Source organism: Mesorhizobium sp. M7A.F.Ca.US.014.04.1.1, assembly GCF_003998745.1.
Lineage (GTDB): Bacteria > Pseudomonadota > Alphaproteobacteria > Rhizobiales > Rhizobiaceae > Mesorhizobium > Mesorhizobium ciceri.
In genome coordinates this window covers 1-427 of record NZ_RZRW01001478.1, presented here as the reverse complement: position 1 = coordinate 427, position 427 = coordinate 1, and the positions used below count along the sequence as shown (strand labels likewise).

The 427-nt window shown below is 61.1% G+C and carries 1 pseudogene; it reads left to right on the top strand.

The annotated features are described in order from the left end of the window. Positions 1 to 236 (top strand): annotated as a pseudogene (locus EOA22_RS37215) (hypothetical protein); the annotation flags it as partial. Positions 237 to 427 lie beyond the last annotated feature (191 nt).

Sequence of the window (427 nt, the reverse complement as noted above, 5' to 3'; positions counted from 1 at the left end):
CGGTCGGCTGGATTGCTCTGGCCGCGGGATGGCGTGACAATGGTTCGGCCAGGGCCGCGACGATGGCACCGGCGTTGCTGCCGTTTCCAGCCGCCCACGCAATCAATGCCGGGATTCTGGCCGGACTGGCGCGTGTCGCACTGGCTGACCGGTTCGCCGTTCTTTCGGCATTTGTCGAAGTGGGCATCCAGATGGCTGAGATCGAGGCCCTGAGCCAAGCAGCGGATGCGGATTAGAGCATTCGCCCGGCAGAAACCGATGGATGCCGTCATCATCCTGGCCTACTTACAGCCACCTTGCGCCCATTTTGCGAGCGCCACCTTGAAGCGCGTTCCAAGCGGATGTTGAAGCCGTAAGACAGACACGTCGTTGGCGGCGAAATTTTTCGACTGTTCACACAGCCGGGCCTCGTTCCATTCATGGCAAC